This is a genomic window from Sphingomonas aerophila (genome assembly GCF_014199305.1).
GTDB lineage: Bacteria > Pseudomonadota > Alphaproteobacteria > Sphingomonadales > Sphingomonadaceae > Sphingomonas > Sphingomonas aerophila.
Window position 1 is genome coordinate 253086 of record NZ_JACIJK010000005.1, and the last position, 14888, is coordinate 267973.

At 67.0% G+C, this 14888-nt stretch carries 14 protein-coding genes; 5 read left to right on the forward strand and 9 right to left on the reverse strand.

Annotated features, from left to right (window positions below; genetic code table 11):
• Positions 1–2 precede the first annotated feature (2 nt).
• Entirely contained in the window at positions 3–1286 is a 1284-nt protein-coding gene (murA, locus tag FHS94_RS09590) for a UDP-N-acetylglucosamine 1-carboxyvinyltransferase (RefSeq protein WP_184057325.1), read from the reverse strand.
• Between the two features lie 55 nt (positions 1287–1341).
• Here murA and FHS94_RS09595 point away from each other — a divergent pair, with 55 nt between their 5' ends.
• On the forward strand, positions 1342–2148 hold the full coding sequence (locus tag FHS94_RS09595; protein ID WP_343055226.1) for a Crp/Fnr family transcriptional regulator: 807 nt from the start codon (positions 1342–1344) through the stop codon (positions 2146–2148).
• 27 nt (positions 2149–2175) lie between these two features.
• On the opposite strand, the gene clpS is transcribed toward FHS94_RS09595, so the two are convergent.
• The 3 genes from clpS to FHS94_RS09610 form a co-directional block, all read right to left on the reverse strand.
• Entirely contained in the window at positions 2176–2517 is a 342-nt protein-coding gene (clpS, locus tag FHS94_RS09600; protein ID WP_184057329.1) for an ATP-dependent Clp protease adapter ClpS, read from the reverse strand.
• Between the two features lie 130 nt (positions 2518–2647).
• Entirely contained in the window at positions 2648–3250 is a 603-nt protein-coding gene (locus FHS94_RS09605) for a phasin family protein (protein ID WP_246348483.1), read from the reverse strand.
• A 65-nt stretch (positions 3251–3315) separates the two neighbouring features.
• Complete coding sequence (locus FHS94_RS09610; RefSeq protein ID WP_184057161.1) at positions 3316–5013, reverse strand: PHA/PHB synthase family protein; 1698 nt, start codon at positions 5011–5013, stop codon at positions 3316–3318.
• A 109-nt stretch (positions 5014–5122) separates the two neighbouring features.
• On the opposite strand from FHS94_RS09610, the gene FHS94_RS09615 reads away from it, so the two are divergent.
• Positions 5123–6334 (forward strand): LL-diaminopimelate aminotransferase, encoded by a 1212-nt coding sequence (locus tag FHS94_RS09615; protein ID WP_184057164.1) that lies wholly within the window; start codon positions 5123–5125, stop codon positions 6332–6334.
• A gap of 39 nt (positions 6335–6373) precedes the next feature.
• On the opposite strand, the gene FHS94_RS09620 is transcribed toward FHS94_RS09615, so the two are convergent.
• Positions 6374–6865, reverse strand: a complete 492-nt coding sequence (locus FHS94_RS09620; RefSeq protein WP_184057166.1) for a winged helix-turn-helix transcriptional regulator — start codon at positions 6863–6865, stop codon at positions 6374–6376.
• Positions 6866–6987: 122 nt separating this feature from the next.
• Here FHS94_RS09620 and FHS94_RS09625 point away from each other — a divergent pair, with 122 nt between their 5' ends.
• Together FHS94_RS09625 and FHS94_RS09630 are read left to right on the forward strand one after the other, a co-directional pair.
• Complete coding sequence (locus FHS94_RS09625) at positions 6988–9090, forward strand: RelA/SpoT family protein (RefSeq protein WP_184057168.1); 2103 nt, start codon at positions 6988–6990, stop codon at positions 9088–9090.
• Positions 9091–9123: 33 nt separating this feature from the next.
• Complete coding sequence (locus FHS94_RS09630) at positions 9124–10173, forward strand: glycosyltransferase family 2 protein (protein ID WP_184057170.1); 1050 nt, start codon at positions 9124–9126, stop codon at positions 10171–10173.
• Between the two features lie 21 nt (positions 10174–10194).
• Here FHS94_RS09630 and FHS94_RS09635 read toward each other — a convergent pair whose 3' ends face one another.
• Positions 10195–10923: a class I SAM-dependent methyltransferase gene (locus FHS94_RS09635; protein WP_184057172.1), complete on the reverse strand. Its 729-nt coding sequence runs from the start codon at positions 10921–10923 to the stop codon at positions 10195–10197.
• On the reverse strand, positions 10923–11330 hold the full coding sequence (locus tag FHS94_RS09640; RefSeq protein WP_246348484.1) for a GtrA family protein: 408 nt from the start codon (positions 11328–11330) through the stop codon (positions 10923–10925). Before FHS94_RS09640 ends, FHS94_RS09635 begins: the two co-directional genes overlap by 1 nt.
• Before the next feature lie 98 nt (positions 11331–11428).
• On the opposite strand from FHS94_RS09640, the gene FHS94_RS09645 reads away from it, so the two are divergent.
• Positions 11429–13324 (forward strand): AcrB/AcrD/AcrF family protein, encoded by a 1896-nt coding sequence (locus FHS94_RS09645; RefSeq protein ID WP_425506175.1) that lies wholly within the window; start codon positions 11429–11431, stop codon positions 13322–13324.
• Positions 13325–13353: 29 nt separating this feature from the next.
• Here FHS94_RS09645 and FHS94_RS09650 read toward each other — a convergent pair whose 3' ends face one another.
• Both FHS94_RS09650 and folD read right to left on the reverse strand, forming a co-directional pair.
• Positions 13354–13974 (reverse strand): MarC family protein, encoded by a 621-nt coding sequence (locus tag FHS94_RS09650; protein ID WP_184057175.1) that lies wholly within the window; start codon positions 13972–13974, stop codon positions 13354–13356.
• A gap of 16 nt (positions 13975–13990) precedes the next feature.
• Positions 13991–14881 carry a bifunctional methylenetetrahydrofolate dehydrogenase/methenyltetrahydrofolate cyclohydrolase FolD gene (gene folD, locus FHS94_RS09655; RefSeq protein ID WP_184057177.1) on the reverse strand — a complete coding sequence of 297 codons (891 nt, stop codon included), beginning with the start codon at positions 14879–14881 and terminating at the stop codon, positions 13991–13993.
• Positions 14882–14888: the final 7 nt, after the last annotated feature.

The following is a 14888-nucleotide window of genomic DNA, read 5'->3' on the forward strand; positions in this document are numbered from 1 at the left end:
GATCAGCCGTCGCCGAGGCGCTCGATATCCGCGCCAACGGCCGACAGCTTCTCCTCCAGCCGCTCATAGCCCCGGTCGAGGTGATAGACGCGGCTGACCGAAGTCTCGCCCTCCGCCGCTAGGCCGGCGAGGATCAGGCTCATGGATGCACGCAGGTCGGTCGCCATCACCGGCGCGCCGGTCAGGCCCACGACGCCGCGCACCACCGCGGTGCGGCCGCTGACGGTGATGTCGGCACCCATCCGCGCCAGTTCAGGCACGTGCATGTAGCGGTTTTCGAAGATCGTCTCCGTCAGCACGCTTGCGCCCTGTGCCAGCGTCAGCATCGCCATGAACTGCGCCTGCATGTCGGTGGCGAAGCCGGGGTACGGTGCGGTTGACAGCGTCAGCGGCTTCAGCGGCCCTTCGGCTGCCACCCGCATCTCGCTGCCATTCACCTCCGCCGTCACGCCCGCCTCGCGCAGCGCATCGATCGTGGCGCCCATGTCATCGGGCGCGACATTCGTCAGTGTCAGGTCACCGCCGGTGATCGCCGCTGCACAAGCATAGCTGCCCGCCTCGATCCGATCGGGCATGACGGCATAGGTCGCCTCGTTCAGCCGATCGACGCCTTCGATCTCCAGCGTCTCGGTACCAATGCCCTCGATCCTGGCGCCCATCGCGACCAGGCAGCGGCACAGGTCGACGATCTCGGGCTCACGCGCCGCGTTCTCGATACAGGTCCCCCCGCGCGCAGTGACGGCCGCCATGACAACGTTTTCCGTCGCGCCAACCGACACCACCGGAAAGCGGTACCGGCCACCGGAAAGCCGGCCGCCGGGCGCGCGCGCCTCCACATAGCCCGCCGCCATCTCCAGCTCCGCACCAACGGCTTCCAGCGCGCGCAGGTGAAGGTCGATCGGTCGGTTGCCGATCGCGCACCCGCCCGGCAGGCTGACCCGAGCAACGCCCGCGCGCGCCAGGATCGGCCCCAACACCAGGATCGACGCCCGCATCTTGCGCACGATGTCGTAAGGCGCCTCGGTAGAGGTCAGCTCGCCCGCCCGTATCCGCATGGTGCGGCCAAACTCCTGTGGGCTGGTGCCCGACACCTTCGTCGACGCGCCAAGCTGGTTCAGCAGATGCCCGAACCCGTCGACATCGGCCAGGCGTGGCAGGTTGGTGAGGGTCAGCGGCGCGTCGGTCAGCAGCGCGCACGGCAACAGCGTGAGCGCCGCGTTCTTGGCGCCCGAGATCGGCAGCCTGCCCGACAGGCGGTTGCCGCCACGAATGATGATGCGGTCCATGCACTCGCGTGTATCGCGCGCATCGCCGCGCGCAAGCCTCCGCACGGGAACAGCCGTGTTGATCGATTTTAATGCGATGATGCGCCCGGTTTGCTTTTCCCGCGATTCCTCGGGGGAAAAACACGACGTGCCAGGTATCTGTTTGGCCGACCGGATCGGACGGCTGATGACGTTGAGCGCTGAGGAAAGCAGCGCACTCGCCCAGTTGGAGGATCGCGGCAGGCTCCTGCGGCGCGGTTCCGCCTTGCTGCGGCTGAATGACCGCGCGGGTGAGATGTTTCTGCTGAGGCGGGGCACGGCGATGAGCTATGTGCTGCTGCGCGATGGCAGCCGGCAGATCCTGCGCTTCCACTTCCCGGGTGACATCCTGGGCTGGTCGGCGCTGGCATTCCGGCATTCGCTCGAAACCGTGGTTGCGACGAGCGATGCGGAAGTTGCTCCATTCGACCGCACGGCGCTGATCGGGCTGATGACCCAGAACCCTCGCCTGGGTGCTGCGATCAGCGCGCTGGCGCAGCTTGAACGGCAGGTGATGTCAGACCGGCTGGCGACGCTGGGCCGCACCGACGCGCGCGGACGGGTAGCGGCCCTGCTGATCGAAATGCGCGACCGCATGAGCGCGTGCGGCATGGCGAACGGGGACGAATTCCAGCTCGGCCTGACGCAGGAAGAAATGGGGGACGCGGTTGGGCTGACCGCGGTTCACGTCAACCGGATGCTGCGATTGCTCGAGGAGGAACAGTTGATCGCTCGTGCCGGCAGCCGCGTCACCGTGCTGAACCATGGCGCACTGGCGCAGATGGCCAATTACGTCGACCGCAACGACGGCGTCGACCTGGAGTGGCTGGCACCGGCGCGCTGATCACTCGGTCAGCGCGGGATCAATCGATCAGGCCTTTTCCAGCGTGCACTGGAGAGGATGCTGGTTCTGGCGCGCGAAGTCGGTGACCTGCCCCACCTTGGTTTCGGCAACCTCGTAGGAAAAGATGCCGCACACGCCCACGCCCTTCTGGTGGACGTGAAGCATGACCCGGGTCGCTTCTTCCATGTTCATCCGGAAAAAGCGTTGCAGGCACAGCACGACGAATTCCATCGGCGTGTAATCGTCGTTCAGCATCAGCACGCGGTAAGGCGTCGGCTGCTTGGTGCGCGCGCGGGTACGCGTGGCAAGGCCCGTGCCGGTACCCTCACCCCCATCGTCATCGCCGCCGCCGTCGCGGCGTTCGGCCATCGTGAATGTTTGCAGCGTCATGTGTCACCGAAATATGGCACTCGGGCGGTGTAGGGCAAGAGCCCAGCCCATCGAAAAAGGGCGGCTGCCGCATCGGCAACCGCCCCTTTCATAGCCATTGCAGACCGGATCAGCCGGCCGTGCGGGCCTTCTCGGCAGCCAGTGCCCAGCGGTTCTGAAGCGGCTGCGCGATCTCACCCGCCAGCTTCAGCGTGGTTTCGGTATTGCGCGAGGTCTGCGCGACCATTGCGTCGAACGCCTTGCGGACCAGCTCGCCCTGCGCCTGCAGCAGCTCGGTCGGCGACTTCACGCTCGACAGGCTGCGCAGCGCCGCGACGCTGTTCTCGTAGGAGCTGCGGGCAAAGTTCGCCGCATCCTGGCCCATGGCTTCCAGCCCGCGCGCCGCGATGCGGCCCGACTCGGCTACTGCGTCCAGGTTGCCTTTGCTGAACTCGCCCATCTCGGCGAACAGCTTGGTGCCGCGCTCAACGGCGCCCTGGGCGCGCGCGCCCGCATCAGCGAACATCGCGCCGGCCTGCGCCTGAACGTGGTCGGTAGCGGCCTTGATCTGCTCTTCCATGATCTCGTCCTTCGGTTGCGTGGGTGCCGGGCCCATGCCGGCGGAGGGGGACGCACCATCGCGACGTCGCGCGCGCATCCGCGCCGGCTTCTTGGTGGCCGGCCTGGTTTCGGGAGTGATCCCGCCGTCTGAGAGGGAGCGATCCGTTTCCATGCTGCAGTGCACAATAGCGCCGGATCGGTCAGATTGCAAGTACCCCGCGGCGCCGCGCGACGGGCTCAGCGCTGGCGCACATACTCGCCCGGCGCATCGCCCAGGGCTGGCAGCGCACCCTTGCCGGGCACCCGCGGACCGACCGCACCCACCTCCTCCGCATCTTGACCGCGCAGCCATGTCGCCCAATCGGGCCACCAGCTCCCCTTCACCTCCCGCGCGGTCGCAACAAAGGCGTCGAGCGAATCGGCAGGCTCGTCACTGACCCAGTGCTGGTATTTGCCGGCGGAAGGCGGGTTGACCACGCCAGCGATGTGCCCGGATCCCGCAAGTACGAAGCGCAACGGACCCCGGAACATCTCGGTCAGCCGCCACACGCTTTCGGGCGGAGCGATATGGTCCTCGCGCCCGGCCTGAACATAGGTCGGCGTCTTCACGACGCGCAGGTCCAGCGGCACGCCGGCGATCGACAATGCGCCCGGCTCCACCAGCAGGTTGTCGCGGTACAGGTCGGTCAGATAGCTGAGGTGCCAGCGCGCCGGCAGGTTGGTCGTGTCCCCATTCCAATGCAGCAGGTCAAAGGGCGCGTGGTCCTCCCCCAGCAGGTAATTATTGGTGACGTAATTCCAGATCAGGTCGCGACCGCGCAGCAGGTTGAACGTCGCGGCCATGTAGCGCCCGTCCAGGAATCCTTCGGGGGTCAGTGCCCCGATCACCGCCAACTGATCCTCACCCACGAAGTGCGACAGGTCGCCGGCGCCGGAAAAGTCGACCTGGGCGGTCAGGAAGGTGGCGGAGGCGACCTTTTCCCCCTCGCCCCGCGCCGTGAGCCAGGCGAGCGTCGCCGCCAGCGTGGTCCCCGCCACGCAATAGCCGATGGCATGCACCGCCGGCACGTCCAGCAACTCCCGCACGGTGTCGATCGCGTCGACCTGCGCCGCGACATAATCGTCCCAGGCGACATCCTTCATCGACGCGTCGGCCGACTTCCACGACACCATGAACACGGTGATGCCCTGTTCGACCGCCCAGCGGATGAAGCTCTTCTCCGGCGTCAGGTCCAGGATATAGAAGCGGTTGATCCAGGGCGGAAAGATGACCAGCGGCGTCGCCAGCACCCGATCCGTCGCGGGCGCATATTGGATCAGCTCAAAAAGCGGGGTGCGCTTCACCACCTTGCCCGGCGTCGTCGCCAGGCTCACGCCCACCTCGAACGCGGTGCGGTCGGTATGGGTCAGCTGCCCGCGGCCAAGGTCGGCCAGCATGTGGGACATGCCCTTGAGCAGGCTCTCCCCCTTGGTTTCCACCGCGCGCTGGATCACCTGCGGGTTGGTGACAGCGAAGTTTGACGGGCTGAGTGCATCGATCAGCGCGTTTGTAGCGAAACGGATCTGCTCGCGCTGGCGCTCGTCCACGCCCTCGAGCCGGTCGACGCCCGCCAGCATGTGGTCGGCGATGGTCAGGTAGGACCGACGGATCCAGTCAAACCAGGGGTCACGCCACGCATCGGCCCGGAACCGCTTGTCGCGCGGGTCGGGTTCGCGCGCCTCGGGATCGAGCAGCTTTTGCCACATCTGAAGGCCCGATTGCCAGAAGTCGGCCGGCTTTGCGGGCGATTCGGGCGCGGCAAAGGGCTGTACCGCGGCCAGTCCCGCTTCCATCATCATCTGCTGCGCACGCCCCATCACCCAGGTCCAGTGCTGCAGGTCCGCAAGGCTTGGGGGAGCCGAAGTTGGCGGCGTCGGCGTAGCGTGGTCAGGCATGGCGTCCCTCTCGTGCGCCAGGGTGTTAGCACCTGCGCCCGTAACCGTAAAACCGGGGTCCCGTTCGTCACGCTTTGGCGGTAGAGTGCCCGGCGAAAGGTGAACGCTCATGGCCGACGACGAGTTCTATCGCATCAAGCGGCTGCCGCCCTATGTCATCGCGGAGGTGAACGCGATGCGCGCCGCGGCCCGCGCGGGTGGCGAGGACATTATCGACCTTGGCATGGGCAATCCCGACCTGCCCCCGCCCCCGCACGTCATCGACAAGCTGTGCGAGGTGGCGCGCAAGCCCGACGCGCATGGCTATTCCCAGTCAAAGGGCATTCCCGGCCTGCGCCGCGCCCAGGCCAACTACTACGCCCGCCGCTTTGGGGTGGAAATCGATCCCGAAACCCAGGTCGTCGTGACCATGGGGTCCAAGGAAGGGCTCGCCAGCCTTGCCACGGCGATCACCGCGCCGGGCGACGTGGTGCTGGCGCCCAACCCGTCTTACCCCATTCACACCTTTGGCTTCATCATCGCCGGCGCGACCATCCGCGCGGTGCCGACCACGCCCGACGAGCACTATTGGGAAAGCCTGGACCGGGCGATGGCGTTCACGGTGCCCCGGCCCAGCATCCTGGTGGTGAACTACCCATCCAACCCGACCGCGGAGACGGTGGACATCACCTTCTACGAACGCCTGGTCGCCTGGGCACGGGAAAACGGGGTCTGGATCCTGTCGGACCTTGCCTATTCGGAATTGTATTTCGACGGCCGGCCCACAGCCTCGATCCTGCAGGTGAAGGGCGCGACCGATGTCGCGGTCGAGTTCACCAGCCTGTCCAAGACCTATTCCATGGCGGGCTGGCGCATCGGCTTTGCGGTTGGCAACAAGAAGCTGATCGCCGCGATGTCGCGGGTGAAGTCGTACCTGGATTACGGCGCGTTCACGCCGATCCAGGCTGCCGCCTGCGCGGCGCTGAACGGACCGCAGGAGATCGTGGAGCAGAACCGGCAGCTCTACCACAAGCGCCGCGACGTTCTGGTTGAAAGCTTCGCTCGCGCTGGCTGGGACATCCCCAGCCCGCCCGCCTCCATGTTCGCCTGGGCACCGCTTCCGCCCGCGCTCAAGCACCTGGGCAGCCTGGAATTCTCCAAGCAGCTCCTCGCCCATGCGAAGGTCGCGGTCGCGCCCGGCGTCGGCTATGGTGAGAATGGCGAGGGCTTCGTCCGCATCGCGATGGTCGAGAATGAGCAGCGCTTGCGCCAGGCCGCGCGCAACGTGAGGCGCTATCTGCAATCCATGGGGGTCAACGTGCCGCACCAGAAGGCGGGCTGACACCCTCTCCGGTGACGGCCGACGAGCGGCGCGGCCGTGTTACTCGGCGGCCTTGACCTCGTCGGCCGCCGGGCCGGCCTCGCCGACTATCTCCTCCGGAGCCGCCCAGACCAGGTCCCGCTTTCCCAGCTCCCGCCCATCATGGCTCAGCACCGCCACCTGGCGAATGGGTTTCCGGTCGCGCGCGTCGACCAGCATGGGATAGGCCGGGGCACCCGTTTCCCAGCGCTCACCCCATTGCCGCAGGGCGACCAGCGTCGGCACCAGCGCATAGCCCTTGTCGGTCAGCACATATTTGATCTTGCGCTTGTCGGTCGCCACCGGCTCACGCCGCAGGATGCCGTGGTCCACAAGCCGGGTCAGGCGATTGGCCAGGATGTTGCGCGCGATCCCCAGAGTCGCCTGGAATTCCTCGAAATGCTGCAACCGATTGAACGCGGCGCGCAGGATCAGAAAGGACCAGCGCTCTCCCATCGCTTCCAGCGCGGCAGGCAGGCTGCATTCGGCCGGCAACTCGAACACATCGTTCATGCGCTTGAATGTCGGCCCCGCCGCGGGCGAAAGCAAGCCACGCCGTTTCCCGTTCCACTTCTTTGCGTGTCCGCCATTTAGCCGGTTGCAATGCAACACTCACACGCGCCATCTAGGTAAACGTGCTCAGGCAATATGAACTGGTCGACCGGGTCCTCGACTATGACCCGCAAGCCGACGAGGCGCTGCTGAACCGCGCCTATGTGTTTTCCATGCACGCCCATGGCTCGCAGAAGCGCGCCAATGGCGACCCATATTTCAGCCACCCGATCGAGGTGGCGGGCATCCTGACCGACCTGCACCTCGATGACGAGACGATCGCCACCGCGATCCTTCACGACACGATCGAGGATACCGTCGCGACTGCCGAAGAGGTGGAGCGCATCTTTGGCCCCAGCGTCGCGCGGCTGGTCGATGGCGTCACCAAGCTGTCCAAGATCGAGGCGCAGACCGAAAGCGAGCGCGCCGCGGAGAATCTGCGCAAATTCCTGCTCGCCATGTCGGACGACATCCGCGTGCTGCTGGTGAAGCTCGCCGACCGGCTGCACAACATGCGCACGCTGCACTTCATCCAGAATCCGGAAAAGCGCCGCCGCATCGCGCGCGAAACCATGGACATCTATGCCCCGCTCGCCGAGCGGATCGGCATGTACGAGTTCATGAAGGAGATGCAGACGCTCGCCTTCGAACAGCTCGAGCCAGAGGCGAGCGAGTCGATCAGCCGCCGCCTAGCGCAGTTGAAGGAAGGTGGCGGGGACCGGATCGCGCGGATCGCGTCGGGGCTGAAGCTGCTGCTCGGCCGTGCGGGGCTGGAAGCGGAGGTTTCGGGCCGCGAAAAGCATCCATATTCCATCTGGCGCAAGATGTCGGAGCGCCACATCAGCTTTGAACAGCTGAGCGACATCATGGCGTTCCGCGTCATCGTGCCGACTATCGAGGATTGCTACCAGGCGCTGGGCCACATCCACCGCCGCTGGCACGCGGTGCCTGGCCGGTTCAAGGATTACATCTCCAATCCAAAGCGCAACGGCTACCGATCGCTGCACACCACGGTGATCCACGCCGACAACAGCCGGGTAGAGATCCAGATCAGGACGCCCGACATGCACGCGCAGGCCGAAATGGGCTTCGCCGCGCACTGGGCGTACAAGCAGAAAACCGCGGCGGAGCCTGGCCCGCGCGTCGGCTGGATCGCCGACCTCGTCGAGATCCTGGACACCGCCGGCAGCCCGGAAGAGCTGCTCGAACACACGCGCATGGCGATGTACCAGGACCGGATCTTTGCCTTCACGCCCAAGGGTGAGCTGATCCAGCTGCCCAAGGGAGCGACCCCGATCGACTTCGCCTATGCCGTTCACACCGATCTGGGCGACCAGGCTGTCGGGGCCAAGATCAACGGCCGTGTCGTGCCGCTGAAAACCGCTATCGAGAATGGCGACCAGGTCCAGATACTGCGATCCAAGGCGCAGGAACCGCAGCGCGGCTGGCTGAGCTTCGCGATCACGGGCAAGGCCCTCGCCGCGATTCGCCGCCACCTCCGCCACAAGGAGCGTGACGAAAGCATCCGCCTGGGCCGCAAGCTCTACGACGACATCGTGACCCGCTTGCCGGCGCAGATCGGCACGGACGCGTTGACCCATGCGCTGAAGCGCCTGAAGCTTGCCGACGAGGCGACGCTGATGATCGCGATCGCGCGCCGTACCCTGTCGGATGCGGCGGTGATGGAGGCGCTGATGCCGGGCTCCGCCGGCGCCGACGTCGCCCAGGCACCGCAGTCGAGCGCGATCTCGATCAAGGGGCTGACCGCCGGCGTCGCCTACAACCTTGCCACCTGTTGCCACCCGGTGCCGGGCGACCGAATCGCTGGGCTACGCCGCCCTGACGCCGGCATCGAGATTCATGCGATCGATTGCGTCGTGCTCGCCGAACTGGCCGAGCGAGCGGAGGGCGAGACCGATTGGGTTGACGTTTCCTGGGGCGAAGCGACCGAAGGCGCCGTCGCCCGCATCAGCGTCGAGGTGAAGAACGAGCCGGGCGCGCTGGGCGTGCTCGCCACCATCACCGGCGCGCACAAGGCCAACATCATCAACCTGCGGCTAGACAACCGGGACAGTGGTTTTCACACCAACACCATCGACGTCGAGGTGCATGACGTTCAGCAACTGATGCGACTGATCGCGGCCTTGCGCGCGGCAGACGTAGTCAACGCGGTGGAGCGGGTGTAGCGGGGGCGTTTCGCTCCCAATCGATCGCTGGCCATGGACCGTCCCGCCCTTTCCGTCGTCATCCCCTGCTACAACGAGGCCGCGTGCCTGCCAGCGCTCCACGCGCGCGTGTCGGCGGCGGCACGCGCCGCCGTGGGTGACGATCACGAAATCATCCTGATCAACGATGGCAGCCGCGACGACAGCTGGGCGGTGATGCAGCGGCTGGCGGCGGGTGATCCGCGGCTGGTCGCGATCAACCTGTCGCGCAACCACGGCCACCAATTGGCGCTCACCGCCGGGCTCGACTTGTCCGCGGGCGCGCAGATCCTGATCATTGATGCCGACCTGCAGGATCCGCCCGAACTGCTGGGCGACATGCGCCGGGTCATGGCCGAGCAGGACGCGGACGTCGTTTACGCGGTTCGCCGCAAGCGCGCGGGCGAAACCCTGTTCAAGAAGGCGACGGCCGCGATCTTCTATCGCCTGCTCGATCGCCTGACCGACACGGAAATCCCGCTCGACACCGGCGACTTCCGCCTGATGAGCCGTCGTGCGCTCGACGCTTTCCTGTCGCTCCCCGAACAGGCCCGCTTCATTCGCGGCATGGTCGCCTGGATCGGCTTCCGCCAGGTTCCCTTCCCCTACGACCGTGCCGAGCGGGCCGCGGGCGAAACCAACTACCCGTTCGGCAAGATGCTTCGTCTTGCCTTTGACGCGGTGACGGGCTTTTCCACCGCGCCGTTACGGTTCGCCAGCCATGCCGGGCTGATCCTGACCGGCGTGTCGATGCTGTTGTTCGTCTACATCGCGATCGGCTGGCTGTCGGGCAGCGCGGTGCAGGGCTGGACATCGACCATGGCCGTCACCGTGTTCCTGGGCGCGGTGCAGATGTTCGTGCTGGGCATGATCGGCGAATATCTCGGCCGCATGTATGTGGAGGTGAAACGCCGCCCGCTTTACCTCGTCGCCGACGTGGCGGGGCCAGTGAAGGGCCGCGCGACGCTTGGCTTTCGGGCCGAGCCGCCTGCTACGCCCCGCGCAACACCGCCGCTGCCCGGCGCCGTGCGGGCCGATCCTGTCGAGGCGACGCCAGGCGTCTGACGCGACCTCGCGCGGCGAAGTCTAGGCCGGCTCCGCCAGTGTCACGATCGACACGCCCGGGGACATCGGCACGCGGCCGACCATGTGCCGTTCCCAGCGAAAGATCGTCTCGAACAGCTTGTTGACCGCGGGCGGCGGGGGCGAATCGTCGCTGTCGTCACGCCCCGTAAGCCGCCCCGCGACCCGCGCCGCCGCGGCCAGCGGGAACAACAGCGAGTTGAAATAGGTGAGCCTGGTCGGCCGCAGCCCCGCCTTGCCGATCGCCGCCGCCAGCGTCTTCTTGGAATAACGGCGGTGGTGATGGTTCACCTCGTCATGCGCCGACCACATCCATTGGTGTGCGGGCACCGCGATCAACACCTTGCCGCCGGGCCGGAGCAGCGTTTTCATCGCCTGAAGGGCGGCCACATCGTCCTCGATATGCTCCACAACGTCCAGCACCGCGACCAGGTCGAATGCGCCGCGCGGCACGTCGGGCAGCGCGGGCAGCGGCGCGGCACCCACGGGGCGGCCCAGCCGTTCGGACGCGATCTCGCGCGCGGCGGGATCGATCTCGATCGCCTCGACATCGCCGAAGCGGGCCAGCATCGGTAGGTTGTGGCCGGTGCCGCAGCCGATCTCCAGGATGCGTGCCTTTTCAGGCAGGCGACCATAGCGAGTCAGGTAATCGGCCAGGATCTCGCGTCGCGCACGGTACCACCAATGGGTGGAGTCGTGCGCCGCCATCCGGTCATAGACGATACGATCCATTACGCGAACACCAGCCAGCGATTGAGAATAAAGGTGAAAATGGTCGCCAGCGCTACCGCCGGCAGCAGCGGCACCCAGGCGGGATAGCCGAACACGGCGGTGCCGATCCAGGTGACCACCGCGTTCAGCGCCATGCCCGACGCCTGCACCGCCACGAACTTCACCTGCTGCCCAGCACCGGGATCGCGCGTGCCATGCCCCTTGAAGCTCCAGCGGCTGTGCATGAAGAATCCCGCCGTTACCGCCACCGCAAAGGCGAAGGGAACGGCATACACCGCATGGTGCCGGTCGAACACCAGCGCGGTCAGCGGCAGGTACACGGCCGAATAGATCACGGTCGAAAGCCCGCCCGCGATCCCAAACCGGATCAATTGGCCCAGCAGCCCGCTCGCCTTCAGATCGTCCAACCGTCTTGCGAGTGCCGACACCGCCGCCTTGCCCTTTCAGCCGCCCGCGATAGAGCGGCGGGGGCGCGAAAGCCCGGGCGTGTAATGCGGGTGGACGCGTGAGGGAAGCTTCTTCGGTCGACAACGAGATGGTGGGCGGCGACGGCCAGGGCAACAAGGCCCCGGACGGCGGTCGCGCTGCTGGCGAACCGGGCCGGCTTCAGATCGAGCTCGATCGGCAATGGATCCGGTTCGTGCTGGTCGCCTGGGCGGCGGTGGCCGCCTGGTATGTGTGGCAGCGCTGGGGCGCGATCCGTTGGCTGGCACTGGGCGACACTGACGACAATATGCGCTTGATGCAGGTGCGCGCCTGGCTGAATGGCCAGGGCTGGTATGACCTGCGCCAGTATCGGCTCAATCCGCCGCAGGGCTTCGACATCCACTGGAGCCGCATCGTCGACCTGCCGATCGCCGGCCTGATCCTGTTCTTTCGCCTGTTCACGTCAAACGCCTGGGCAGAGCGGCTGGCCTGCGGCATCGCCCCGTTGCTGCCACTCGCCGTTGCGATGCTGGGCATTGCCGCCACCGCGCGGCGGCTGATCGCGGCCTTGGCCTGGCCGGTCGCGCTCGCGTTCATCCTTATCGCGCCGACCACAATGCTGATGTTCATGCCAGAGCGCATCGACCATCACGGATGGCAGCTCGCGATGCTGAGCCTTACGGTGGCCGGGCTGTGCGACACGCGGGGCCCGCGCGGCGGCGCGCTGGTCGGAATCGCGAGCGCGATCAGCCTCGGCATCGGGCTGGAGATGCTGCCTTATTGCCTGATGGCGGGGGCGATCATCGCGCTGCGCTGGGTGTGGGATAGGGCGGAGGCGGCGCGGCTTCAGGTTTATGGCCTGATGCTGGCGGGCGCGAACGCCGCAGGCTTCGCTGCCTTCGCATCCAACGCCAATCAGCTGCCCCGCTGCGATGCGTTGACGCCGGTGTGGCTTAGCGTCGTGGTGGTCGCGGGTGCGCTGTTGTTTGCCGCGGCGCGGGCCAACCCCCAGTCGCGCGCGGCGCGCCTGGGCCTGGCCGTTGCGGCAGGCGCGATCGTCGCGGCCGGTTTCGCGCTGTTTTTCCCGCAATGCCTCGGCCGGCCCGAACAGGTGTCGCCGGAGCTTGCCCGCACCTGGCTGGACAACGTCAAGGAAGCCAAGCCGATCTACAAGCACCCGTTCCGGGTCGGCTTCCCGATCGCGGTGCTACCCGCGATCGGCCTGCTCGGCGCCATTCTGGCGACGTGGCGGGCCCGGCGGACGCCCGCGCTGGTGGGCTGGGCGGCGGTGGCGTTGTTCACCGCCTTCGCCTGCGCCATGTTGTTGTGGCAGGTGCGCGCCGGGCCGGCGGCGCAGTTGCTGGCAGTGCCGGGTGCGGTGGCGCTCACCTGGGTCCTGGTGGCGTTCACTCTGGGGCACCATTCGGTGTTCGTGCGGGTGTTCGGCACGGTGGGCGCGGTGCTGATTGCGACCGGCAGCTTCGTGGGCCTGGTCATGAAGCCGCTGAGCATCAATCTGTTCGGGCACCAGCTGGTGAACTACCTGCCGCCGGATCGGCCCAGCGCCTATACCCGGCGCGTCAATCGCGCGACTGGGCGCTGCATGACGCAGCCGGCGCTGCGGCCGCTGAACCATTATCCGGCGCAGACTGTCTTCACCTTCACCGATCTTGGCCCGCGGTTGATCGTGCTGACCCACCACAGCGCCATCGCCGGCCCGTATCACCGCAACGGCGATGCGATCCTGGACGTCCAGCACGCCTTCAGCCGATCGTCGGAGAACGCCCACGCGATCATGCGCCGCCACGGCGCGACCATGCTGATGGTGTGTCCGGACATGGCGGAATCGACCATTTATCGGGCGCGCAACCCCGGCGGCTTCTACGATCAGTTGGCGCACGGAAAGAAGTTCAGTTGGCTGACGCCGCTTCCCCTGCCCGCCGGGTCGCCGCTACGCCTGTTCCGGATCGACTAAGGGTCGGTCCGGCAGGCGTTTTGGCGAGGTTAGCGCAGCTGTACCTGTAGTCCGTCGATCACGAACTGCACCGCCAGTGCCGCCAGCAGCACGCCCAGCAGCCGCGTGATCACCGCTTCGATCCGGGCGCCCAACATCCGCATCAGCGGGCCTGCCGCCAACAACGACAACAAGGTCAGCAACAGGATCGTCGCCATCGCGGCCAGCACCACAAAGGTGCGCTCCAGCCCGTCATTGCGCGCCATCAGCAGCATGGTGGTCGCAATCGATCCCGGCCCCGCGATCATCGGCATGGCCATGGGAAAGATGGACACGTCCTCGATCTCCGGCGTCTCGGCCACCTTGGCGGCGCGGTCCTCACGCCGCTGCGTGCGCTTTTCAAACACCATTTCGAGCGCGATCAGGAACAGCATGATGCCGCCCGCGATGCGGAAGCTCGCCAGGCTGATCCCCAGCCCCTTCAGCAGGTCCTCGCCGACCAGCGCGAACACTAGCAGGATCGCCGCCGACACCAGCACCGCCCGGACGGCCATTGCACGCCGATGCGTCGCGGTGGCGCCCGCGGTCAGCCCGGCAAAGATCGGCGCGCAGCCCGGCGGATCGATGACCAGGAAGAACGTGACGAGCGAGGAAACGAACAGCTCGAGCATCAGCGGGCCTGCCCGCTCATGCAGCAGCGCCGTCGATCGTCGCCAGGTCCAGCGACACGCCTTCACGACGGGCAGCGGCGACCAGCGTGTTGCGCAACAGGCAAGCGATGGTCATCGGCCCGACCCCGCCCGGCACCGGCGTGATCGCGCCCGCAACCTCGCTCGCGGCCGCGAAGTCGACGTCGCCGACCAGCCCCGTGTCGGTCCGGTTGATGCCGACGTCGATCACCGTTGCACCCGGCTTGATCGCCGCGGCGGGAACGAAGCCGGGGATGCCGACCGCCGCCACGACGATGTCCGCCTGGCGGATATGCGCAAACGCGTCGCGGGTTCGGCTGTGCACCACCGTCACCGTGCAGCTTTCACGCAGCAGTAATTGCGCCATCGGCTTGCCAACGATGTTGGAGCGCCCCACCACCACCGCTTCCAGTCCGGCAAGATGCGGGTGAATGGTCCGGAGCAGCAGGATGCACCCCAGCGGCGTGCAGGGCACCAGCCCGTCCAGCCCCGTCGCCAGCCGCCCGGCATTGACCGGGTGGAAGCCATCGACGTCCTTGTCCGGGTCGATCGCCTCGATCACCGCCTGCGTATCGACGGCAGCGGGTAGCGGCAGCTGGACCAGGATGCCGTCCACCGCAGGATCTGCGTTCAACCGCCCGACAAGGTCGAGCAGTTCCGCCGTGGTGGTCGTGTCGGGCAGGCGATGCTCGATGCTCTCCATCCCCGCCTCTCGGGTCGCGCGGCCCTTGTTGCGGACGTACACGGCCGACGCCGCATCCTCGCCCACCAGCACCACGGCCAGCCCCGGCGCCCGTCCGGTGGCGTCGCGAAAGGCGGGCACCTGTGCCGCGACGCGGGCGCGCAGCTCCGCCGCAATCGCCTTGCCGTTGATAATGGTCGCGCTCATGCCGCCC

Bases quoted from the DNA above. Each gene is read 5' to 3' on its own strand.
- FHS94_RS09635 (WP_184057172.1), bottom strand. From the start codon at position 10,923: ATGGATCGTATCGTCTATGACCGGATGGCGGCGCACGACTCCACCCAT.
- FHS94_RS09615 (WP_184057164.1), top strand. From the start codon at position 5,123: ATGGCCGACGACGAGTTCTATCGCATCAAGCGGCTGCCGCCCTATGTC.
- FHS94_RS09610 (WP_184057161.1), bottom strand. From the start codon at position 5,013: ATGCCTGACCACGCTACGCCGACGCCGCCAACTTCGGCTCCCCCAAGC.
- folD (WP_184057177.1), bottom strand. From the start codon at position 14,881: ATGAGCGCGACCATTATCAACGGCAAGGCGATTGCGGCGGAGCTGCGC.
- FHS94_RS09650 (WP_184057175.1), bottom strand. From the start codon at position 13,974: ATGCTCGAGCTGTTCGTTTCCTCGCTCGTCACGTTCTTCCTGGTCATC.
- FHS94_RS09630 (WP_184057170.1), top strand. From the start codon at position 9,124: ATGGACCGTCCCGCCCTTTCCGTCGTCATCCCCTGCTACAACGAGGCC.
- murA (WP_184057325.1), bottom strand. From the start codon at position 1,286: ATGGACCGCATCATCATTCGTGGCGGCAACCGCCTGTCGGGCAGGCTG.
- FHS94_RS09620 (WP_184057166.1), bottom strand. From the start codon at position 6,865: ATGAACGATGTGTTCGAGTTGCCGGCCGAATGCAGCCTGCCTGCCGCG.
- FHS94_RS09605 (WP_246348483.1), bottom strand. From the start codon at position 3,250: ATGGAAACGGATCGCTCCCTCTCAGACGGCGGGATCACTCCCGAAACC.
- clpS (WP_184057329.1), bottom strand. From the start codon at position 2,517: ATGGCCGAACGCCGCGACGGCGGCGGCGATGACGATGGGGGTGAGGGT.